This window comes from Variovorax sp. Varisp36 (assembly GCF_047304235.1).
GTDB lineage: Bacteria > Pseudomonadota > Gammaproteobacteria > Burkholderiales > Burkholderiaceae_C > Variovorax.
In genome coordinates this window covers 1-21,384 of the sequence record NZ_JBGLYU010000008.1, presented here as the reverse complement: position 1 = coordinate 21,384, position 21,384 = coordinate 1, and the positions used below count along the sequence as shown (strand labels likewise).

The 21,384-nt window shown below is 68.1% G+C and carries 19 protein-coding genes; 10 read left to right on the top strand and 9 right to left on the bottom strand.

Going from position 1 to position 21,384, the window contains the following annotated elements; genetic code table 11:
• Nucleotides 1–84 precede the first annotated feature (84 nt).
• Nucleotides 85–456, top strand: a complete 372-nt coding sequence (locus ACCD11_RS07170) for a YXWGXW repeat-containing protein (RefSeq protein WP_413313218.1) — start codon at nucleotides 85–87, stop codon at nucleotides 454–456.
• Between the two features lie 9 nt (nucleotides 457–465).
• Here ACCD11_RS07170 and purU read toward each other — a convergent pair whose 3' ends face one another.
• Entirely contained in the window at nucleotides 466–1,332 is an 867-nt protein-coding gene (purU, locus tag ACCD11_RS07165) for a formyltetrahydrofolate deformylase (RefSeq protein ID WP_007835977.1), read from the bottom strand.
• 70 nt (nucleotides 1,333–1,402) lie between these two features.
• Between purU and ACCD11_RS07160 the strand changes: the two genes are divergently transcribed.
• Nucleotides 1,403–2,737 carry an aminotransferase class III-fold pyridoxal phosphate-dependent enzyme gene (locus ACCD11_RS07160; RefSeq protein WP_413313216.1) on the top strand — a complete coding sequence of 445 codons (1,335 nt, stop codon included), beginning with the start codon at nucleotides 1,403–1,405 and terminating at the stop codon, nucleotides 2,735–2,737.
• 310 nt (nucleotides 2,738–3,047) lie between these two features.
• On the opposite strand, the gene ACCD11_RS07155 is transcribed toward ACCD11_RS07160, so the two are convergent.
• From ACCD11_RS07155 to ACCD11_RS07145, 3 genes are all read right to left on the bottom strand, one after another.
• Entirely contained in the window at nucleotides 3,048–3,899 is an 852-nt protein-coding gene (locus ACCD11_RS07155) for a ChaN family lipoprotein (RefSeq protein ID WP_413313215.1), read from the bottom strand.
• 167 nt (nucleotides 3,900–4,066) lie between these two features.
• Nucleotides 4,067–4,378 carry a DUF3567 domain-containing protein gene (locus ACCD11_RS07150; protein WP_007835970.1) on the bottom strand — a complete coding sequence of 104 codons (312 nt, stop codon included), beginning with the start codon at nucleotides 4,376–4,378 and terminating at the stop codon, nucleotides 4,067–4,069.
• 65 nt (nucleotides 4,379–4,443) lie between these two features.
• Nucleotides 4,444–5,670, bottom strand: coding sequence for a DUF3108 domain-containing protein (locus ACCD11_RS07145; protein ID WP_413313213.1), 1,227 nt, complete (start codon nucleotides 5,668–5,670; stop codon nucleotides 4,444–4,446).
• A gap of 140 nt (nucleotides 5,671–5,810) precedes the next feature.
• Here ACCD11_RS07145 and ACCD11_RS07140 point away from each other — a divergent pair, with 140 nt between their 5' ends.
• Nucleotides 5,811–6,911, top strand: coding sequence for a fumarylacetoacetate hydrolase family protein (locus ACCD11_RS07140; RefSeq protein ID WP_413313212.1), 1,101 nt, complete (start codon nucleotides 5,811–5,813; stop codon nucleotides 6,909–6,911).
• Nucleotides 6,912–6,920: 9 nt separating this feature from the next.
• Here the strand turns inward: ACCD11_RS07140 and ACCD11_RS07135 are convergent, their stop codons facing one another.
• Nucleotides 6,921–7,703, bottom strand: a complete 783-nt coding sequence (locus tag ACCD11_RS07135) for a helix-turn-helix transcriptional regulator (protein WP_007835965.1) — start codon at nucleotides 7,701–7,703, stop codon at nucleotides 6,921–6,923.
• Nucleotides 7,704–7,801: 98 nt separating this feature from the next.
• Between ACCD11_RS07135 and ACCD11_RS07130 the strand changes: the two genes are divergently transcribed.
• Genes ACCD11_RS07130 through ACCD11_RS07120 form a run of 3 tightly spaced genes read left to right on the top strand, consistent with a single transcriptional unit; the run spans nucleotide 7,802 to nucleotide 10,767 of the window.
• Nucleotides 7,802–9,556, top strand: a complete 1,755-nt coding sequence (locus tag ACCD11_RS07130; RefSeq protein WP_413313210.1) for an FAD-dependent monooxygenase — start codon at nucleotides 7,802–7,804, stop codon at nucleotides 9,554–9,556.
• Nucleotides 9,553–9,789 (top strand): hypothetical protein, encoded by a 237-nt coding sequence (locus tag ACCD11_RS07125; RefSeq protein WP_413313208.1) that lies wholly within the window; start codon nucleotides 9,553–9,555, stop codon nucleotides 9,787–9,789. Before ACCD11_RS07130 ends, ACCD11_RS07125 begins: the two co-directional genes overlap by 4 nt.
• A gap of 3 nt (nucleotides 9,790–9,792) precedes the next feature.
• The gene (locus tag ACCD11_RS07120; protein ID WP_007835962.1) at nucleotides 9,793–10,767 is read left to right on the top strand and encodes a Bug family tripartite tricarboxylate transporter substrate binding protein; all 975 of its coding nucleotides are present in this window, start codon (nucleotides 9,793–9,795) and stop codon (nucleotides 10,765–10,767) included.
• Nucleotides 10,768–10,853: 86 nt separating this feature from the next.
• Here the strand turns inward: ACCD11_RS07120 and ACCD11_RS07115 are convergent, their stop codons facing one another.
• Nucleotides 10,854–12,017 carry a toxin-antitoxin system YwqK family antitoxin gene (locus ACCD11_RS07115; RefSeq protein ID WP_413313206.1) on the bottom strand — a complete coding sequence of 388 codons (1,164 nt, stop codon included), beginning with the start codon at nucleotides 12,015–12,017 and terminating at the stop codon, nucleotides 10,854–10,856.
• 1 nt (nucleotide 12,018) lies between these two features.
• A complete protein-coding gene (locus tag ACCD11_RS07110; protein WP_413313204.1) occupies nucleotides 12,019–12,432 on the bottom strand; it encodes a VOC family protein in 414 nt (137 codons plus the stop codon).
• A 64-nt stretch (nucleotides 12,433–12,496) separates the two neighbouring features.
• Here ACCD11_RS07110 and ACCD11_RS07105 point away from each other — a divergent pair, with 64 nt between their 5' ends.
• From ACCD11_RS07105 to ACCD11_RS07090, 4 genes are all read left to right on the top strand, one after another.
• The gene (locus ACCD11_RS07105; protein ID WP_413313203.1) at nucleotides 12,497–13,648 is read left to right on the top strand and encodes a TraB/GumN family protein; all 1,152 of its coding nucleotides are present in this window, start codon (nucleotides 12,497–12,499) and stop codon (nucleotides 13,646–13,648) included.
• An 11-nt stretch (nucleotides 13,649–13,659) separates the two neighbouring features.
• Nucleotides 13,660–14,031, top strand: coding sequence for a DUF2946 family protein (locus ACCD11_RS07100; protein WP_413313201.1), 372 nt, complete (start codon nucleotides 13,660–13,662; stop codon nucleotides 14,029–14,031).
• A gap of 117 nt (nucleotides 14,032–14,148) precedes the next feature.
• Nucleotides 14,149–16,434, top strand: a complete 2,286-nt coding sequence (locus tag ACCD11_RS07095; protein ID WP_413313353.1) for a TonB-dependent receptor — start codon at nucleotides 14,149–14,151, stop codon at nucleotides 16,432–16,434.
• 29 nt (nucleotides 16,435–16,463) lie between these two features.
• A complete protein-coding gene (locus ACCD11_RS07090; RefSeq protein ID WP_413313199.1) occupies nucleotides 16,464–17,375 on the top strand; it encodes a copper chaperone PCu(A)C in 912 nt (303 codons plus the stop codon).
• 6 nt (nucleotides 17,376–17,381) lie between these two features.
• On the opposite strand, the gene ACCD11_RS07085 is transcribed toward ACCD11_RS07090, so the two are convergent.
• Together ACCD11_RS07085 and ACCD11_RS07080 are read right to left on the bottom strand one after the other, a co-directional pair.
• Nucleotides 17,382–19,148 (bottom strand): phospholipase D family protein, encoded by a 1,767-nt coding sequence (locus ACCD11_RS07085; protein WP_413313198.1) that lies wholly within the window; start codon nucleotides 19,146–19,148, stop codon nucleotides 17,382–17,384.
• An 88-nt stretch (nucleotides 19,149–19,236) separates the two neighbouring features.
• On the bottom strand, nucleotides 19,237–21,135 hold the full coding sequence (locus ACCD11_RS07080; protein ID WP_007835946.1) for an ATP-binding cassette domain-containing protein: 1,899 nt from the start codon (nucleotides 21,133–21,135) through the stop codon (nucleotides 19,237–19,239).
• Nucleotides 21,136–21,384: the final 249 nt, after the last annotated feature.

The window sequence follows — 21,384 nt, the reverse complement described above, 5'->3', positions numbered from 1 at the left end:
TACACAAGATTTCGTGCACCGCTTACAGGCGCTTCACATGGGCTGGGCAGCATGAAGGCTCCTACAACTCATGAGGGGTACTTCATGAAAAAGATCGCATTGGCTCTTTCCATCGGCGCTGCTTCGCTTCTGTCGGTGGGCACGTTGGCTGTTCCCACGGCCGCTCAGGCGCAGCCCGTCGCCATCGAGGTGGCGCCGCCCCCGCCGCGGTTCGAACGCATGCCGCCGCCGCGCCGCGGCTATGTGTGGTCGCCGGGGCACTATGAATGGCACGGTGGCCGCCACGTGTGGGTCCGCGGCTACTGGGTGCGCGAGCGTCCGGGCTATGCCTACCGTCCGCCGGAATGGCGCCAGGACGGCGACCGCTGGCAGTACCACAGGGGCGGTTGGGACCGCGATGGCGACGGGGTGCCGAACCGCTACGACCGCCGGCCGGACGACCCGAATCGCAACTGACGGCAGGGTTCAGCGGAACACGACGGTGCGGTGGCCGTTCAGCAGCACGCGGTGTTCGCTGTGCCACTTCACCGCCCGCGCCAGCACTTGGCTCTCCGTGTCGCGGCCGCGGGCCGTGAGGTCTTCGACCGTGTCGGTGTGGTCGGCGCGTTCCACGTCCTGCTCGATGATCGGGCCTTCGTCGAGGTCGGCCGTCACGTAGTGGGCGGTGGCGCCGATCAGCTTCACGCCGCGGTCGTGGGCCTGGTAATAGGGCTTGGCGCCCTTGAAGCTGGGCAGGAACGAATGGTGGATGTTGATCGCACGGCCAGCCAGGCTGCGGCACAGGTCGTTGCTCAGGATCTGCATGTAGCGCGCGAGCACCACGAGCTCGGCGCCCTCGGCCTCGATGATTTCCAGCTGCTTCGCCTCGGCCTGCGCCTTGGTCGCGCCTGTCACCGGGATATGGTGGAACGGCACGTTGTAGCTGGCGGCCAGCTGGTAGAAGTCGCGGTGGTTCGAGATGATGGCGCGCACGTCGATGGCCAGCAGGCCGCTCTTCCAGCGGAACAGCAGGTCGTTGAGGCAGTGGCCTTCCTTGCTGACCAGGATCACGGTCTTCATGGGCTCGGCGGCGGCATGCAGCTGCAGCGCCATGCCGAAGCCGGCGGCGAAGGTCTTCAATTCCTCGCGCAGCGTGGCTTCGCTGTGCTCGCCGCAGGCGAAGCGCACCCGCATGAAGAACAGGCCCGTGTCGTGGTCGTTGTACTGGGCGGCCTCTTCGATGTTGGCGCCCCGTTCGAGCAGGAAGCCCGACACGGCGTGCACGATGCCCGTACGGTCGGGGCAAGAGAGGTTCAGGATGTAGGCGGGCGAGGTGGGCGTAGTGGTCGTCATCAGGGGCGTGATTGTCGCAGGGGTGCCAGAATCGCGATTTTCCTCGACCACATAACCGCAGGAGCGAGACATGGCCCAGCAGGACTTCAACATGGACAACCAATGGTTGCCCTTCACTCCCAACCGCCATTTCAGGAAAGACCCGCGCGTTTTCGTGGCGGCCGATGGCATGGAGTTCACCACGCACGACGGCAAGAAGGTGATCGACGGCATCTCCTCGCTGTGGTGCGTGGGCGCGGGCCACAACCGCAAGCCCATCAACGAGGCGATCAAGAAGCAGCTCGACACGCTCGACTACGCCACTGCCTTCCAGGTCAGCAACGACCGCGCCTTCAAGGCGGCCGAGATGATCGCCTCGCTCGCGCCCGGCGATCTCAACAAGGTGCTGTTCTGCAACTCGGGTTCGGAAGCCGCAGACACCTCGATGAAGGTCGCGCTTGCCTATCACCGCGCACGCGGCGAAGGCCACCGCAACGTGTTCATCGGCCGCGAGAAGGGCTACCACGGCGTGGGCTTCGGTGGCATGTCGGTGGGCGGCATTCCCGGCAATCGCAAGGTGTTCGGCTCGGCCTTCCTGCCGCGCGTGGACCACATGCGCTTCATCCACGATCCGGTGAACCACGCCTACATCCACAACGAGGAGCCGGTGTGGGCCGAAGACCCGCTGGTCGAGCTCGAAACGCGCATCCTGCCGCTGCACGATGCGAGCAACATCGCCGCGATCATCGTCGAGCCGGTGGCCGGGTCGGCCGGCTGGTACCTGCCGCCCAAGGGCTACCTGAAGCGCTTGCGCGAGATCTGCGACAAGCACGGCATCCTGCTGATCTTCGACGAGGTCATCACCGGCTTCGGCCGCATGGGCACCAACTTCGCGTCCGACTATTACGGCGTGGTGCCCGACATGCTGAACTTCGCCAAGTGCGTGACCAACGGCGTCATTCCGCTCGGCGGCGTGATCTGCCGCGACAAGCTCTACGACGCGATGATGAAGACCGACGCGCCCGAGCACGTGGTCGAGTTCTTCCACGGCTACACCTACTCGGGCCACCCGGTGGCCTGCGCCGCGGCCATCGCCACGCTCGATCTCTTCAAGCAGGAGAACCTGTTCGCGCGCGCCGGCGAAATGGGCAAGGTGCTGGGCGATGCCTTCCACAGTGCCTTCGAGGGCCTGCCGAACGTGGTCGGCATCCGCAGCCTGGGCCTCGCCGCCGCGGTGGAGCTCGCGCCCATCGCGGGCACGCCGGGCAAGCGCGCCTACGACATCTTCCTCGACTGCTTCCACAAGGGTGCACTGGTACGGCCCGCGGGCGACGTGCTGGTGATCGCGCCGCCGTACATCGTGGAAAAGTCGCACATCGACACGCTGGTGAATACGCTGGCGGATTCGATCAGAAAGCACGCTTGAGCGGGGCGGCGGCCCTTGCGCAAGCCGGCGACGCGAAGGCCGTTCGCAGGATCGCGGCGCCGGAAATCATGCGACTTTCGTTTTGAACTGACTGTCGACGAAGCATTTTTAGCGCTTTGACAGAAGCCAGCGGGAGCTTCATTCTTCAGCCCTCACCACGGGGCTGGAGATGACGATGTCGGAAAAAATCGGGCGCTGGATGAATCAGCCGCTTTTCGTGGGTCGTCAGGCTCTTCTCGTCACCGTGACACTCGGCTCTGTCGGCGCCTGGTTGTTGTTCTGGTTCGGTGAATAGGGTCGACGAACGCGTTCAAGCCTTCGGTTGCGGCCTGGCCAGCCGCTTGAACTCGGCGCAATAGTCTTTCTCGGGCAATGGCGGCGTCTGCCATGTGCGGTCGTAATCGCCCGCCGCCACGTCCGCCGCAGCGGCAGCGGCGCGCATTTGCACCGTGGCAACCTTGATGTCGTCGGGTAGATGCTGCGGCACGCCGAGCGTGCGCACGACGTGGCCAGCGCCGGCGATCAGCAGCACCGTCTGGCCCGGCCGCCTTGCCTTGACGATGGCCTGCGCCATTGCACGGTCGCGGCCCACCTGGATGCGCGTCATCGGGACGATCTGGGACTCGGGCAGCATCTTGCAGTGGCCCTCCCGCACGGCGTCCTGCTGCACGGCATAGGCCTCGCCATTGAGCTGCACGTCGAGCGAGACGTCGGCCATGGCGTCCCTCATGCGCGTGCGCGGCAGGTTGGCGCCGACCACGGGCACGCCCGCGCGCACGGCCACCATCACGGTGGGGCCGTAGCTGGCCCAGGGCCAGGCCTTGTCGCTCCAGTCGAGGGCCGCCTGCACCTGCGCTTCGGTGGCGGAGGGCGCGATGCGCGCGGTGCTGCGGCCTTCCTCGGCCATTTCGAGCGCAAGCGCGGCGAGATGGCCGCGCGCGACCAGCGCCTCGACGGCTTCGCGCTCGATGGCGTGGTGCTCGGGGGCGTCGTGCTGCTCGCCGAGCAGGAGGGCGTCGACCGGCTGGAGTGCTGCGATGCGGCGCGCGATGGGTGCATCGGCGCCGGGAGGCAGCACCGAGCAGCCCCCGAATGCGGTGGTGGCGAGCAGGGGAAGAAGCAGGCGCCAGGGAGTCCGCAGGGGCCGGTTTGGAGGGGACATCACGCCATACTATGCCCCGGCACACGCCCGCCGTGCCGTCCATTTCCGCTTTTCCCTGTCGTCTCTTTCGGTTTCTTCGCTGACCTGAGGTTCATGGGAGCCGTTGCCGGTGCTTCATGAAAAAAGCGCCCGGACAGGGCGCTTTGTCGTTGGAGGCCGAATTTGCGTCAGTGCACCAGCACCGGCGTGTGGGCCAGCTCGGCGTAGCCTTCGAGCGTGTCCTCGACTTCTTCCTGGGTGGGGGTGTTGAGCTGCCACGCGGCGATCTGCTGCTGGAACAGCTCGGCCCACGAGCCGTCAAGGTAGACCTCCTTGCCCGAACGCTTGTCCACGATCTCGAAGCCGTGGCGCTCCAGAACCGGCACGTTGGGTTGCGCGGGTTCGTCGCCTTCATTGGGCTGCACGTGGACGACGACGAAAGACTCCGAGTCATAAAGCATGTTCATGGCGGGCCCTGTGAGGATGTCGATGGCGTTCATGGGGGATACATAGCAATCAACGCGCCAGTTTCAAGACAGGTTGTCATTCTTGTAAAACCAACGGGCTAATTTTCTTGGCTTTGCTCCGATGGAACGACCTTCTCCTCAGTTCGGGGGGCCGCGGGTAGGGGTTTGCGCAATTGGGCGTCAGCGAAGTCCCCGTTGGGTTCCGTCTGCCGGATGCGCACTGGCAGGTAGCCGTACGCTGGCGCAAGCCAAAGCTCGAGTTTTCGGTCGAACTCCCGCCGAGGATTGCGGGTGAGCTTGCGCGTGACGTATTCGCCGGCCGGAAGGCTCACTTTTTCTTCGTCACCGACCACGAAGACCCAGACGTCGGCATCGCGCGGCCCCACGGTCTGGACCGAAATCCGGGTGCCTGCCGGATAGCGCCCTGGGCTGGCCGCCAGCAGGCCGCCGAGCTGCATCATCACGCTCATGCGGTCCTGCGCGCCGGCCAGCAGGGGCACGGGTGGCGCGTTGTTGCTGAACACGATCTGCCCCTGCTCGCGTACGAAATGAGAAGCCACCTCTGACTTGCGGCTTTCGGAGTACCGCTCGGGCTCCAGCCCCGAGGGACCGATGCGGCCGGTGCTGTGCCAGTTGAGCAAGGTGAAGAACACCGCCTTGAGCGTCAGCCGCCCGTCGTAGCGGCTGCCATCCTGCAGCCAGACCAGTTCGCCGAACACGCCACGCTGCGGGGAGGCGCCGGACTGGCCGGTGGCCTCGAAGTCCAGCGTGACCGAGCCGGGGATCTTCATCGCCTGGGTGCCGGCGATGGTGCCCGAGGCCTCGCCGGCCGCCGCGGTGGTGCCGGTTCCGGTGCCGCTGGAAGGCGATACCGCGCCGGTTGGGGCGCTGGCCGCTGCTTCCGGCGGTGTTGCTCCTGAATTGGTAGCGGCCTGGGCTGTCAGGTCGGGCGTTTCGGGGGCTGAGGGCGTGGAGGCATCCGGCTCCGGCGCGGGCGCAGGCTTGACGACGGCCGGTTTCGGCTTGGGCACAGACGCTTCACGGGGACGCCGCGGCTTGGGTGGCGGAGGCGGCTTCGCTTCGGCGGGTGCGGCCGCCGGAGCGGGCGCCTCGGACGCCGGTGGTGCGATCACGATGGTGCGCGTGCTGAACTTGCTAGCCAGCGGCGAGGGTTCCGGCCCGACCGCCATCGGCGCCAGCCCGAGCAGCAACAGATGGACCAGCCCCACCAGCAGCGTCAGCCCGATCAGAACCCGCCACGACGGACGCCCCGGCAGCCCGGGAGGCAGCGATGGCGAGGAGGAGGGGGCGACGAGCGTCGGCATCGGTATGTGGAGTGAGGCGCCGGCCCGGAGGTTCACGAAAGACCACCTCGGTAAACTGCCGCCCGTTCAACCAGTTTAAGTGGGAGCGGCGACCGGCCCGTGCCGGCGCCCCGTCCCTGTTCTCACGCACGCACCGCATCATGAAACTCGCCACCTTGAAGGACGGCTCGCGCGACGGCCAGCTCGTCGTCGTATCGCGCGACCTCACGCTCGCCCACTACGCCACCGGCATCGCAAGCCGGCTGCAGCAGGTGCTGGACGACTGGGGCTTCATGAGCCCGCAGCTGCAGGACCTGTACGACGCCGTCAACACCGGCCGTGCACGCCATTCCTTTCCCTTCGATCCGTCGATGTGCCTGGCCCCGCTGCCGCGCGCCTACCAGTGGGCCGACGGCTCGGCCTACCTGAACCACGTGGAGCTGGTGCGCAAGGCGCGCAACGCCGAGGTGCCCGAGAGCTTCTACACCGATCCGCTGATGTACCAGGGCGGCAGCGACGACTTCCTAGGCCCGACCGACGACGTGGTCGTGCCCAGCGAAGCCATGGGCATCGACTTCGAGGCCGAGATCGCGGTGATCACCGGCGACGTGCGCATGGGTGCCACGCCCGACCAGGCGCTCGACGGCATCCGCCTCGTGATGCTGGCCAACGACGTGAGCCTGCGCAACCTCATTCCGGCCGAGCTGGCCAAGGGCTTCGGCTTCTTCCAGAGCAAGCCCGCCACCGCCTTCAGCCCCGTGGCCGTCACGCTCGACGAGATCGGCGAGGCGTGGCAGGACGGCCGCGTACACCTCGCGCTGCAAAGCAGCTGGAACGGCCGCAAGGTCGGCCTGTGCGACGCCGGCCCGGAGATGACCTTCCACTTCGGCCAGCTCATCGCCCACATCGCCAAGACGCGCAACGTGCGCGCCGGCAGCATCGTGGGCAGCGGCACCGTGAGCAACAAGGGCGTCGAGAAGAACGGTCACATGGACTGGCCCAAGGGCTATTCGTGCATCGCCGAGAAGCGCTGCATCGAGACCATCCAGACCGGCCAGCCCTACACCGAGTTCATGAAGTTCGGCGACACGATCCGCATCGAGATGAAGGGGTTGGACGGGCGCTCGCTGTTCGGGGCGATCGATCAGGAGATCGTGTCCACGGCGGGGCGGCCGAAGGAGGCGCCGGTGTCGCTGGTGAAGCCGCAGCAGGGCGGGGCGCCGGACGAGCCACGGCCGGAGCAGGAAGCTTCCGAAGACTGAGGGGTCGGCTCAGTGCGGCCCCGCGCCGCGCAGCAACTCCTTCTGCGACCGTATCCCCAGCCGCCGGAACGCCCGGTACTGGTGGGTGCGCACCGTCGTCAGTTCCACGCCGATCTCGCGCGCGGCTTCCTTGGCCGTACGGCCCGCCATCAAGTGGCCGATGACCTCGCGCTCGCGCAGGCTCAGCTTCAGCAGCCGCGAGGCGAGGACGGGTTCCACCGGTTCCCGCGCGGCCACTGCGCTGCGGCCGTGCGCGGCGGTGGCATCGGCCAGGAGCGTGGCGTGCGCCTCGATGCGCGCGAAGTCGGCCGCGCCGAACTCCGGCTGCGCAAGGCTGCGGTAGAAGCTCACGGCCACGCGCTGGCCCGTGGGCTGCAGCAACAGCACCGAGGCGCGCTCGCGAATGCCCACGTCGCCGTAGCAGGCGGCGCGGTACACCGGGTCGGCCACTTCGTCGGCGCGCTGGTGCCCCATCCAGAGCTGCGCACGCCTGGGCAGCTTGCGCGCCGCCAGCCAGGCCATGTTCGGGTCGAGCAAATCGAAGCGCTGCGCCACGTAGCGTTCGGACGTGCGCTCGGCCGTGCTGCCGTAGCTGCTGGCGGCAGACACGAGCTCGATGCGTCCGGCGGCATCGACCACGAACACGGTGCAGAAAGTCACCGGCATCACGCGCTGCATGGCCTTGAGATAGCTGGTCGCCAGAAGCGGCGTGCCCACGCCGGAGAGCACGTCGCCGACCACGGCGGCGGCCAGCGCGGTGTCTTCGGCGGGGTGGATGCGCCAGCGTCTCATGCGGGAGGAAAGAAGAAGAAAAGGGCGCACATACGGGTAACTACCTCGTACGAAGTTATGACATTGCCGCTCCTCCCGCATCGGGACAATCCCGCCGGATGACGAACTCTCCCGCTGCCACCCTCGGCGATGCCGCCAGCGGCCCCGTGCCGCCGAAGTCCGGCGCCGACGCCGGACTGCCGCCCTCGGTCGGCGCGTTCCACTACACGCGCTACGGAGCCCGAACGCCCGCGCTCGGCCCTGGCGGCGTTGAAGCCGGCAGCCACCCGGTGGTGATCGCCGGCGGCGGCCCTGTCGGCATGGCGCTGGCGCTGGGGCTCGCGAACCACGGTGTGCGCTGCGTGATCCTCGAAGCCGACGACACCGTGTGCGTGGGCAGCCGCGCGGCCTGCATCTCGCGCCGCAGTCTCGAGATCATGGAGCGGCTCGGCGTGCTGCGCGGCTTCATGGGCAAGGGCCTGCCGTGGACCGGCGGGCGCAGCTTCTACAAGACGGCCGAGGTGTTCCGCTTCGAGATGCCGCACGACGCGCAGCAGAAGCTGCCGCCGATGATCAACCTCGAGCAGTACTACGCCGAGCACTACCTGCTCGAAGAGATCTTCCGCCGCAACGAGGCGACGGCGGGGCTCATCGACATCCGCTGGGGCACCGAGCTCACCGGCCTCGCGCAGCACGACGACGGCGTGACGCTCGACGTGCGCAACGCCGAAGGCGCATACCGGCTGCACGGCCAGTGGCTCGCAGCCTGCGACGGCGGCCAGAGCTTCGTGCGCAAGGCGATGGGGCTCGCGCTCGAAGGTACGGGCTACGAAGGCCGCTACGTGATCATCGACATCGAGCTCAAGAGCAGGCACCCGACGGAGCGCCGCGCGTGGTTCGACCCGCCGTGGAACCCGGGCTCGACCGTGCTGATGCACCGCCAGCCCGACGACATCTGGCGCATCGACTACCAGCTGCGCCCCGGCCAGAGCACCGAGGAGGCGCTGCAGCCACCAGCCGTGGCCGAGTTCGTGCAGCGCCACCTCGACGCCATCGGCGAAGGCCACCTGCCATGGAAGACGGTGTGGACCTCGGTCTACCGCGCCGGCGCGATGACGCTCGACAGCTACCGCCACGGCCGCGTCGTGTTCGCGGGCAACGCGGCGCATGCGATGCCGATCTTCGGCGTGCGCGGGCTCAACTCGGGCTTCGACGACGCAGACAACCTCGCGTGGAAGCTGGCGTTCGTCGCCAGGGGCTTGTCGGATGCGGCACTGCTCGACTCGTACTCGCAGGAGCGCATCGCGGCCTTCCACGTGAACGCCGAGAACGCGATGCGCAGCACCGAGTTCATGTCGCCGCCGTCGCGCGGCTTCGACCTGCTGCGCGAGGCGGCGCTGTCGCTGTCGGAAAGGCACCGCGGCATCGCGCAACTCATCAACCCGCGCCAGACGCAGGCCGTGCGCTACGCCGATTCGCCGCTGTCGTCGGGCGAAGGAGATGCATTGCCGGCCGGCCCGCTGCCGGGCGAAGTGATGCCGGAGCAGCAACTCGAACAAGGCCATCTCACCGACTGGGTCGCGCCGGCCTTCACGCTGCTGGTGCTGCAGCCCGAGGTGGCCGCGCCGCCCGCGGCCGACGTCGCGCAGGCACGGCAGGGCGCGCTGCCCTTCGTCGTTCGCAGCATTGCGAGCCCGGGCTCCGGCGGCGCCGATGCGCATGCATCCCCTGCCGTCTTCGAAGCGCTCGGCGCACAGGACGGCGCGGTCTACCTGCTGCGCCCCGACGGCCACGTGGCCGCGCGCTGGCATCGCCTGCCGCCCGGCGCCCTGCAACCCGCACTGGCCCGTGCGGCCCAGGAGCTCCCCGCATGAGCACGACACCGCTGAACCCCGACGCCCGCGACCGCCTCTACGCCGAGTGCGCGCGCGCCATCACCGAGGCGGGCGCCGAGCGCGAATCGCTGTTCCTCGCGCGGCTTGCGCTGCTGCTGTTCGAGCAGGTCGGCGACGAGGCGCGCTGCCGCGCCGCGCTGGCCGACGCGTTGCACGCGCTGCCCGTACCATCGCTGTCCGCTTCCGAATCACAAATAACGACTGGAGACTGATCCATGGATCGCCGCACCCTTCTCGCCACGCTCGCATCCGGCGCCGCCGTGGCCGCCACGCCTTTCGCCCATGCACAGGAGTACCCCGCGCAACTCGTCAAGTGGGTGGTGCCGTACCCTGCGGGCGGCGGCACCGACGTGATCGCGCGCGTGCTGGCCGAATCGATGCGCCAGACGCTGGGCCAGCAGATCGTGGTCGACAACCGCCCCGGTGCCTCGACCAACATCGGCGCCGACATCGTCGCCAAGAGCAAGCCCGACGGCTACACGATCATGTCGGCCGACAACGCCGTGCTGGCCTTCAACGAGCACTTGTTCAGCAAGCTGCCGTTCAACCCCGAGAAAGACTTCACCTACATCGGTGCGATCGGCAAGTTCCCGCTGGCACTGGTCGTGCATCCGGACTTCCCGGCGAAGAACTTCAAGGAGTTCCTGGCCTACGTGAAGGCCAACCCCGGCAAGGTCAACTACGCCTCGCCCGGTAACGGCTCGCCGCACCACCTCGCGATGGAGATGTTCAAGGTGCGCACCGGCACTTTCATCACCCACATTCCGTACCGTGGCGCGGCGCCGGCCATGGCCGACGTGATGGGCGGGCAGGTGCCCTGCATGTTCCTCGACCTGGCTTCGGGCCTGTCGATCATGCAGGGCAACAAGGTGCGTGTGCTGGCCATCGGCTCGGGTGCGCGCAGCAAGCTGCTGCCCAACGTGCCGACGCTGGCCGAAGTGGGTGTGCCCAACACCGAGGTGTTCGCTTTCCAGGGCATCCTGGGCCCGGCGGGCCTGCCGGCGGCGGTGGTGAACAAGCTCAACGGCGACCTCAACAAGGCCTTCGGCACGCCGACCGTGCAGAAGCGCTTCGATGATTTCGGAATGGAAGCGATGCCCGGCACGCCGGCGCAGTTCGCGGCGCTGTCGCGCGCCGAGTCCAGGCGCTGGGGCCCGATCATCAAGCAGGCCGGCATCAAGCTGGACTGAAGCCGCAGAGGGGACTCTCTCCCTTCGTGAAACACCGAGGAACCGGCGTTGCCGGGCCCCTGGTGTTGCCCCAGTAGGGGGCGAGCCTATTTTTTCGAGCCGTCCTCGAAGACCTCGTCGTCGCGCTGCAGCTCGCCGTTCTCGTCCCAGGCGCGCTCGCGCGTCACGCGGCCCTTGGCGTCGAAGGTGGATTCAGCCAGCAGCGCTCCCTTTTCGCTGAAGCGCTGGTGGGTGCCGACCGGGATTTGCCGGCCGCGGCTCACCACCTGGTAGCGGCCCTGCGCGGCGCGCTGGCCGCTGTCGTAGAACTCGGTGATCTCCACCGTGCGCGTGTCGCCGCTGCCGCTGTAGGCGGATTTGCTGCTCGGCTGGCCGTTGAGGTAGTAGCTGTCGTCGACGATCGGCTCGCCCGCGCTGTTCCAGCGCTGGTCGCGCACCAGCGCGCCTTTTTCGGAGAAGGCCTGCTCACGCAGGCGCACGCTCGCGCGCTCGACCAGCAGGTATACCGCCTCGCGGCGCTTGACGCCCTCGGACGAATAGTTCTGCTCGGTGCGCTGGTTGCCGACGATTTCGTCGATCGCCGCGGTCTTGCCGTTGTCGTAGAAGCTCTGCGAGCGCACCCGCTTGCCCGACACGTACGACAGCCGCGAGCGCAGGGTGCCGCGCGAGTCGAACAGTTCGACCTGCGACGGGCCGGTGCCTGTAAAGCCGCAGAGCCTGGCGTCATCGACCACCGGGGCCAGCGTGGGCGCGTCGGCACAGCGCAGGGCCGAGAGTTGGCCGTGCTCGGTGAATTCGACCGACGCGCGTTCGCTGCCGCTGCCGGTGTCGGGATAGAAGATGGCGCGCCGAAGCCTGCCGTCGGGGTAGAAGCTGCGCACGAGCCCCCGCTCCTGGCCGTCGTCGTAGGTGGCGTCGCGCAGCACGCGGCCCGTGGGCGAGAACTCGCGGGCGCGGCCCTGCAGGTTGCCCTTGGCATTGAGGGTGTGCTCCTTGGCGAGCTTGCCCTTCTCGTAGATGCGCACCAGACCCATCGACACGCCGTTCTGCACCTGTTCCTCGCGCTGCAGCTCGCCGGTTGCGCGGTCCTTGCAGCGCAGCAGGCCGGTCTTGCCCGCGGTGCTGCTGCCGTCGGCCGGGTTCACGCTGCGGCCGTTCAGCTCGCAGTCCAGCTGCGCGTGCGCCGTCGCGGCGCCGAGCAACGCGAGCAATGCGGCGGCGCCGCGGAGGGCGGTCCGGCGCGGGGTCATGTCACTTGTCGTAAAGCGTGTCGAGCGAGCGGAAACCCTTGACCTCGATCGGGTTGCCGAACGGGTCGAGGAAGAACATCGTCCACTGCTCGCCCAGCTGGCCCTCGAAGCGCACCTGCGGCTTCAGCACGAACTCGGTGCCGGCGGCTTCGAGCCGCGCGGCCAGCGCCTGCCAGTCGGGCAGGGCCAGCGCGAGGCCGAAGTGCGGCATCGGCACCATCACGTCGCCGACCCGGCCGGTCCGGGCGGTGGCGAAGGGCTCGCCGAGGTGGAGCGAAACCTGGTGACCGAAGAAGTCGAAATCGACCCAGGTGCCGGTGCTGCGGCCTTCGGCGCAGCCGAGCACGCCGCCATAGAAGCGGCGGGCGACGTCGAGGTCGCGGACGTTGAAGGCCAGGTGGAAGATGCTCTGCATGGTTTCGGATTATGGGCAGCGGTGCTGTGAGAATGCCGGACTTTCTTTTATCGTGGAGCAAGCCTTGCGGATACTCCGGATCTTCGCCGCGCGGATGTGCGGCATCGCTCTTCTGTTCACTTTCGCGGCTGCGCATGCCGCCTGCCCCCCCTCGGCCATCGCCAGCCTCGAAAAGCCGGGCATGGGCGTGCGCAATGGCGTCGACCGCGGGGTGCTCTGGCGCATCGAGCGCGACGGGCGCAGCTCGTGGCTCTACGGCACCATCCACGTCGGCCGCGGCGACTGGGTGCGGCCCGGTCCGACCATCCAGAAAGCGCTCGCGCAGAGCGACACCCTTGCGCTGGAGCTCGACTTGCGCGACGAGGCTACTGCCCAGGTCATGGGCCAGCCGGCCGACCCGGCACTGCTGGCACGCATGCTCAGCGGCGAGCGTGCCCGCCGTCTCGAGCGCCAGAACACCGAGGCCTGCGTGCCGCCTGGCACGCTGTCGAAGCTGCAGCCGATCCTGCAGGTCACGGCACTGGCCGGCCTGGCGGGACGGGCCGACGGGCTGTACCCGGAATTCGGCGTGGACGAGACGCTGGCGGTTTCCGCCCGCAACGGCAACAAGCCGGTCGTCGCGCTCGAAAGCGCGGCCGAGCAGCTGAAGGCGCTGACCGGCGAATCCGAAGCCGAGGAGACAGAGCAGGTCGATGCGGCGCTGGACGAACTGGAATCGGGCAAGCTGCGCGGCCAGCTCAAGGAGCTGGCCGACGTCTGGGCGCGCAGCGACGCGGCCAGGCTCGCCCGCTACCCCGAGTGGTGCGACTGCCTCAAGACGACCGCCGAGCAGCGGCTGATGAAGCGCCTGCTCGACGACCGCAACCCGAACCTGGCCGACGGCATCGAGCGCCTGCACTTCGGTGGCAAGCGCGTGTTCGCGGCGGTCGGTGCGCTGCACATGATCGGCCCGCAGGGATTGCCCGCGCTGATGGCGGCGCGCGGCTTCACCGTGACGGCGGTGCTGACCGATGCACAGGCGCAGACGGCGGTGCCGATGCCGGCGCTTGCGGCGCCTTCGCCAGCGCCGAAGGCCGTGCGCGGCGGCAAGGCCGCCAAGGGTCAGCGTGGTCAGAAGGGTGCGCCTGCTGCCGCAGCAAAGGGCGGTAGATCGGCAAAGGCTGTGCCTGCCGCCAAAGGGGGCAAGGCGCCTGCCAAGGGCAAAGTGCGCAGATAATCGCGACCGCCATGCACGTGCTGCGCCACCCCACCCGCTTCCTCGGCCTCGCCGGCCGCTGGGTGCTGCTGTGGTTCGTGCTGTCGCTGGGCGTGGCGGTGGCATCGCCGCTGGTGAACCCGCAGGCCATGGAGTTGGTGTGTTCCAGCGCCGGCTCGATCAAGGTGGTGGTCCACACCGAAGACGGCACGCAGGAAATGGGCGCCTCGCACATGGACTGCCCGTTGTGCGTGCTGAGCGGCGCACCGCCGCCGGCTGTGGCCGCTCCCGTCTTCGATCTTCCCTTGCCGCTGGGCCGCGTGGTCCAGTCCATTCCCGCCGCGCGCCTGGCCGCGGCCACCGCGGCGCCGTTGCCGGCGCGCGGGCCCCCGGCTTTCTCCTGACGCTCTCAAAACCGTAGCTGCATGCGCGCGACCGAAGCGCATGTGCGGCCTGTCCGGCTTGAAGTTTCGTGGAGAAGGTTCCTCTTGAAAAAGCATTCCCGCGCCCTGGCGATCGCCATGGCATTTCCCTTCGGCGCGCCTGCGCTGGCACAGCAGTCCGCCGAGACGCCTGAAAGCGGCACCGGTGGCCGCGCGCTCAGCACCATCACCGTGACCGGCGGCCGCCCGACCTCGCTTCCGACGCAGATCCCGACCACCATCGAAGGCGTGACGCACGAGCAGGTCGTCGAAACCGTCAACGCCACCGACAGCGAAGACGCGCTCAAATACCTGCCGAGTCTGGTCGTGCGCAAGCGCTACATCGGCGATTTCAACCACGCCGTGCTCGCCACCCGCGCCTCGGGCACGGGCAACAGCGCGCGCTCGATGGTGTACGCCGACGGCATCATGCTGTCGAACCCGCTGGGCAACGGCGCCACCTACGCGCCGCGCTGGGGCATGGTGTCGCCGGAAGAAATCGAGCGGGTCGACGTGCTGTACGGGCCGTTCTCGGCCGCGTACCCGGGCAACTCGGTGGGCGCGGTGGTCGACTACGTGACGCGCATGCCCACGCAGCTGGAGGCGCACGTCAAGCTCAGCGGCTTCGCGTCGAGCTTCGACCTGTACAACAGCCATTCCTCGCCGGCCGGCCAGCAGCTCGACCTGTCGCTGGGCAGCCGCAGCGGCGACTGGTCGTGGTGGCTCAGCGCGTCGCGCACCCACAGCAAGGGGCAGGCGCTGGTGTTCGGCAACCGGCTGGTGAGCGCAGGCACGGTCGGCAGCGCGGGCACGCCGGTGACCGGCGCCGTACTCGGGCTGAATCCATCGAACCAGCCGTGGTGGCTGGTGGGCGGTTCGACCCTCTACGACACCACGCAGGAACAGGCCAAGCTCAAGGTGGCCTACGACTTCTCGCCTACGGTGCGCGCCACCTACACGCTGGGTGCATGGAACAACACCACGCACGGCAGCGTCGACACCTGGCTGCGCGACGCCTTCGGGCGGCCGGTGTACGGCGGGCGCGTGAACATCGGCGGGCGCAGCTACAACCTCGATTCGCCGAGCGCCGCGCTCGCACCGACCGAGACCGCGCTCACGCACTACATGCACGGCCTCTCGGTGAAGAGCCACACCGGCGGCGTGTTCGACTGGGAGGTGGCGGCGAGCCTGTTCGACTATTCGCGCGACACTTCGCGCACGCCCACCACACCGCTGCCCGGTGCCTTCAACGGCGGCCCGGGCCGCACCACCGACATGGGCGGTTCCGGCTGGAACACCTTCAAGGCGGCCGGCACCTGGCGGCCCACCGGCTCGGCCGAAGGCGTGGGCGCGCACGTGGTCGACCTCGGCTTCCAGCAGGACACGGCGCGCCTGCGCACCAGCGTCGGCAACACGCTCGACTGGATCGACGGCTCTCCCGTCACGCCGTTCTCGGCCTTCAACGGCAACACCCGGCTGCAGTCGCTCTACGCGCAGGACACCTGGCGCTTCGCAAAGGACTGGAAGACCACGCTCGGCCTGCGCCATGAGCGCTGGCAGGCCTACGGCGGCCAGCTCGGCAACGCAAGCACGCTGCTGAACTTCACGCCGCGCAAGAACAGCCACGACTCGCCCAAGGCCGCCATCGCGTGGCAGGCCACGTCCGACTGGCTCTTCAAGGCCTCGACCGGCCGTGCGGTGCGCATGCCGACGGTGAGCGAGCTCTACCAGGGCTCGATCGACGGCAACCGCATCGTCAACACGAATCCGAACCTGCGCCCTGAACGCTCGTGGACCACCGAGCTCAGCGCCGAGCGCGACATGAAGGGCTGGGGGCTCGACGGCGTGCTTCGCACCACGCTGTTCTTCGAGAACACCAAGGACGCGCTCTACACCCAGGCACTCACCAACCTCGTGAGCACGGTGCAGAACGTCGATGCCATCCGCACGCGCGGGCTCGAAGTGGCGATGAACGCGGTCGACGTGGGCGTGCGGGGGCTCGACCTGAGCGGCAGCCTCACGCTGACCCGCTCGAAGATCACCGCCAACAGCGGCTTTGCGGCCAGCGTCGGCCGCGACCAGCCGCGCGTGCCCAAGGTGCGCGCCACGCTGCTCGCCACCTACCGCCCCGACGCCCGCTGGAGCTACACCGTCGGCGCGCGCTACGGCGGCAGGCAGTACGGCACGCTCGACAACAGCGACCCCAACGGCGCCGCGTACATGGGCTTCTCGAAGTTCTTCGTGGTCGACGCGCGCGTACGTTACCGGATCGACCGGCAGTGGAGCGCGTCCTTCGGCATCGACAACCTGAACAACAACAGGTACTGGGCCTTCCACCCATACCCGCAGCGCACCTACGTGGCCGAACTCAAGTTCGACCTTTGACCCTCTTTCCACTTCAAGGATCTTTCGCCATGAATGCCTCGACCACTCTCAAGACTCTCGCTGCCTGCGCCATGCTGACGGGCGTTGCGGCCGCCTCCGCGCATGTCACGCTGCCGCCGGGCGGCGCCACCGTGGGCAGCGACTACAACGCCGCCTTCCGCGTTGGCCACGCCTGCGAAGGCGCCAAGGCCACCACCGGCCTCGCCGTGCGCCTGCCAAAGGGCTTCGTGCTGAGCGACGCACAGGCGCGCAAGGGCTGGAAGCTCGACGTGCAGAAGGGCGGAACGGGCGGCGATGGCGAAGTGCGCTGGACCGCCGAGAAGCCCGAGAACGCGCTGCCCGGCAGCGAGCGCGCCGAGTTCGTGCTGCGCGGCAAGATGCCCGCGGCACCGGGCACGCTGTGGTTCAAGGTGCTGCAGACCTGCGACGTTGGCGTGGCCGATTGGGCCGAGGTGCCGGCCTCGGGCAATTCGACCAAGGGGCTGAAGAGCCCCGCCGCGAAGCTCGAAGTGGTGGCGCAGGGCGTGGCCACCGTCGACGTACGCGATGGCTGGGTGCGCCAGTCGGTGCCGGGCCAGAGCGGCACCGGCGCCTTCATGAAGCTCACCGCACCTACCGGCACCAAGTTGGTCGGCATCTCGACCCCGGCAGCCGGCATCGCCGAAGTGCACGAGATGAAGATGGAAGGCGACACCATGAAGATGCGCGAACTCACCGGCGGCCTGGACCTGCCCGCGGGCCAGACCGTCGAGCTCAAGCCCGGCGGCTATCACGTGATGATGATGGACCTGAAGGGCCCGCTGGCCAAGGGCGCGAGCGTGCCGATGACGCTGAAGTTCGAGGACGCCAAGGGCGTGAAGACCGCGCTGGACGTAGCGCTGCCGGTGGGCGCGCCCGAAGGTGCCGATGCGGCCGGCCCGGCGCATCAGCACAAGCACTGAGCCTCTTCAAAGCAGCTGGTCGGGCGCCAGCGGCCCGAAGAGCTTGAGCATCAGCCGCAGCATGGCGCTGGCGTCTGGCTCGGTGCGGGTGTCCTTCAGGTTGCTGCCTTCGGGCGCGTGCCACTGCAGCGATCCGTCCACCAGATCGACGTGCCAGGAGCGCTCGCGCATGCCGCGCTCGATCTGCTCCGACGCTGCGCGCGAGAGTTCGTTGCTGCGGATCAGCAGCGCGAGCTCGGTGTTCTGCAGCTGCGAGCGCAGATCGAGGTTCATTGAGCCGACCACCAGCAGCCGGCCATCCATCACCAGCACCTTGGAGTGCAGCATCGCGCGCGATTCACCGGGAGCGCTGTCGCCGACCGAAGAGCCGAAGACATTGCCGAGGCTCGCCTGCTCGCTGCGCAGTTCGTAGAGCTCGACGCCCATCCTGAGCAGTTCCTCGCGATGGCGCGCGTAGCCCACGTGCGCCACCGGGGCGTCGTTCGAGGCCAGCGAGTTGGTCAGCACGCGGATGCGCACGCCCCGCCCGCGGGCTTCGGAAAAAGCCCGCAGCATGTCCTTGCCGGGCACGAAGTAGGGCGAGATGATGACCAGGTCGGTGCGCGCCTGGCCGATCAGCTGCAGGAGGCCCTCGACCACCGTGTCGCCGTTGGCCGCCCGGTCGGAGGCGGCTTCCAGCGATGCCGCACCGCGCGAGGTGCCGGCCTTGTCATCGGGCCGGCTGACCACGAGGCCCGGTGCCTTCGCATTGGTGGGATCCGAGTCGGCGGGGATCTTGCCGGGCTTGTCGGCCAGCATCACGGCCGGAGCCCAGACGAAGGTGGCGGTGCGCAGGTCCAGCGGCTTTTCGTCCCAGGCGCGGGCGCGCTGGGCGGCGGTGGGAGGCGCGTTGGGGCGCGGCTCGCCGTCCGGCGGTTTCGGGTTGCCGTTCGCGTCCTGGGCGCGGGCCGATTCCTCGGCCAGTTCCTGATCGGCCTTGCGCGCGCGGTCGCGCATGGCCTGCAGCTCCTCGCGCGTGATCAGCGATTGCACGGGGTAGGCGCGCTCGTTGTTCCAGTAGCTGTCGAAGCTGCGCGAGAGATCCTGCACGATGGGACCGGCCGCCAGCACGTCGACATCGATGAAGTTGGCGTTGGCCGCATTGCCGAAATACGCATCGCCGAGATTGCGCCCGCCCGTGACGGCGAGCACGTTGTCGGCAATGAACAGCTTGTTGTGCATGCGCTGCTGGATGCGCGAAGCGTCGTCGATCGAATTGAGGAAGCGGCTGATGCGGGAATCGCGCGAGCCCGCGATCGGATTGAACAGCCGCATCTCGATATTGGGAATGAAGGCCAGCCCCAGCACCGCCGCGTCGCGGCCGGTAGTGTGGAAGTCGTCGAGCAGCACGCGCACCCGCACGCCGCGCTCGGCAGCTCCCCGCAGGCCGCGCATCAGGCGGCCGGTGCTGGCATCGGCGTGGATGGCGTAGTACTGCAGGTCCAGCGTCTTCTGGGCACCCTCGATCAGTGCCAGCCGGCTGCCGTACGCCGCTTGCGGGCCTCCCATGAGCATGAAGCCGGATTCATAGCGGGCCTTGTCGGCCTGCCGGCGCTGCTGCACCAGGTCGGCCAGCGCGGTGCCGCTGGCTGGCGAGGTGATCGCGGTCGAGATGGGGCGCTCGACGTTCTGCGGCAATTGCGCGCAGCCGCAGAGGAACAGGAGCGCCAGGAACGCGCCGAGCGCGGGAAGCGTCGCGGATCGGCGGCAGAACGCCTGGAAGGAGGAAGGCATGCGGCTTCTCCCGATGTTGAGATGAGCAGCATGTATAGCCTAGTCGGCGCCTGCCGCGCGTCGGACAGGCGGACGACCGGCATGGGCGTCAGCGCCCGGCGACCAGCTCTTCCTGGCGCTCCAGGGCGGCGAGCAGTTCGTCGTCGATGTTGGCGTGGCGCTCGGCCAGCTCGGCGGCGCGAGAGGCATCGGTGGCGTAGATGGCGCCACCGTCGAGTTCGAGCATCTCGGTAATGCGCTTCTGCTCGGCTTCGAGGGCTTCGATCTGCGCGGGGAGGGCGTCCAGTTCGCGCTGCTCCTTATAAGAGAGCTTCTTGCGGGCGACGGCTGTCCGGGGCGCTGCCGCGGGTTCCGCGGCCGGGGCGGGCGCAGGTGCTGGAGCGGGTGCTGCGGCGAGGCGTTGCTCGGCGATCTCGCGGGCGCGCCTGGACTGGATCAGCCAGTCCTGCACGCTGCCTTCGTACTCGCGCCAGCTGCCGTCGCCTTCGTAGGCAATGGTGCTGGTCACCACGTTGTCGAGGAAGGTCCGGTCGTGGCTCACCAGGAACACCGTGCCGTCGTAATCCTGCAGCAGGGTTTCGAGCAGCTCGAGGGTGTCGATGTCGAGGTCGTTGGTGGGTTCGTCCAGCACCAGCACGTTGGCCGGGCGGGCGAACAGGCGGGCCAGCAGCAGGCGGTTGCGCTCGCCGCCGCTGAGGGAGCGGACCGGGGAGTTGGCGCGTGCCGGCGAGAAGAGGAAATCCGAGAGGTAACTCTTGACGTGCTTCTTCTGGCTGCCGATCTCGATCCACTCGCTGCCGGGGCTGATGAAGTCTTCCAGCGTGGCGTCGAGGTCGAGCTTGTCGCGCATCTGGTCGAAGTACGCCACCTGCAGGTTGGTGCCGCGGCGGATCTTGCCGGTGTCGGGCTCGAGCTCGCCCAGGATCAGCTTCAGCAGTGTGGTCTTGCCCGCGCCGTTCGGCCCGAGTAGGCCGACCTTGTCGCCGCGCAAGATGGTGCTGCTGAACTTGCGGATGACGGTCTTCTCGCCGAAGGACTTGGTGGCATCGGTGAGCTCGGCCACGATCTTGCCGCTGGACTGACCCGAGGCCACGTCCATGTTGACGCTGCCTTGCACGTTCCGGCGGGCGGCGTGCGTGGCGCGCAGTTCCTGCAGGCGGTTGATGCGGCTCTGGCTGCGGGTGCGGCGTGCTTCGACGCCCTTGCGGATCCAGATCTCTTCCTGCGCCAGGAGCTTGTCGGCCTTGGCGCTGATCACGGCTTCCTGGGCGAGCTGCTCTTCCTTCTGCAGGAGATACTGCTCGAAGTTGCCGGGGTAGGAGCCCAGCTTGCCCCGATCCAGCTCGACGATGCGGGTAGCGACGCGGTTCAGGAAGCTGCGGTCGTGGGTGACGGTGACGACGCTGCCCTTGAAGTCGATCAGCAACTGCTCGAGCCATTCGATGGAGTCGAGGTCCAGGTGGTTGGTGGGTTCGTCCAATAGAAGCACGTCGGGCGCGGCCACCAGCGCCTGGGCCAGTGCGACGCGCTTGCGGGTGCCGCCGGAGAGCGACCCGACGCGGGCGTCGCGGTCCAGGTGGAGGCGGTGCAGCGTTTCTTCCACGCGCTGCTCCCAGTTCCAGGCGTCGAAGGCTTCGATCTGGGACTGCAGCGCGTCCAGATCGAGGCCGTCCGCACCGGAGAGATAGAGATCGCGAATGGCAATGACGGGGCCCAGGCCCTGGCTGGCTGCGGTGAATACATCCGCGTCCATGTCCAGCAAGGGTTCCTGGGCGACATAAGCCACACGGAGGTTCTGCTGCAACTGGAGAGTGCCGTCGTCGGTCTTCTCCAGGCCTCCCAGTATCTTGAGCAGGGAAGACTTGCCAGCACCGTTGCGGCCGATCAGGCCGATACGCTCCGATTCGAGAAGAGAGAAGTCCGCATGATCCAGCAGCGGGACGTGACCGAACGCGAGCTGGGCGTCGAGGAGTGTGATGAGTGCCATGTGGCGCGGATTATCGGAGGAGCCGATGTCAGGGCCTGGCGGTGGAGGAGGAGGCCACCCCGTGTGAGGGGCTTGAGGGGCCTTCTTCAAGTTTCTTGCGGGCAGCCTTGCAAGGTCCGAAAACTGTCATATACTCGTGGGCTTCGCTGATGAATACCGCAAGGTGTTCGAGGCAAGCAGTCCTCCCAGGGGTTCTGCTTGCGAGTCGGCAAAGAAAGTCTTCAAAAAGTTTGACTGGTCTTAAAAAAC